Genomic DNA, 242 nt, shown 5'->3' with positions numbered 1-242 from the left:
ATCAAAGGGGAGCGACCCTCCGCGAGCGGAGGGCACTATTTATTTTATTGCGGCTCGGCAGCATGCCCGTCCTGGGCAGGGGTGCTATTGGCGGGGGCATTGCCACTGTTGGTCCGGGTATAGAGAATCTTATGCGTATCGTTTGCACAATGCCCCACTACCAGTGAATCAGGTTGATCGGCCTGATCGTTGGGGACGATACTCAGCGTAAAGCTGGATTCCGCTACGCCATTATTTATGAT

The 242-nt window shown here is 54.1% G+C and carries 1 protein-coding gene; it reads right to left on the bottom strand.

Annotation, left to right across the window (positions count from 1 at the left end; genetic code table 11):
* Positions 1-44 precede the first annotated feature (44 nt).
* The coding region (locus KQJ18_RS24540; protein ID WP_216423015.1) for a DUF1161 domain-containing protein at positions 45-242 on the bottom strand (198 nt) is incomplete at its 5' end.

This window comes from Citrobacter sp. S55_ASV_140 (genome assembly GCF_018919505.1).
GTDB classification, from domain to species: Bacteria; Pseudomonadota; Gammaproteobacteria; order Enterobacterales; family Enterobacteriaceae; genus Citrobacter; species Citrobacter werkmanii.
This window is presented reverse-complemented; position numbering and strand designations above follow the sequence as displayed.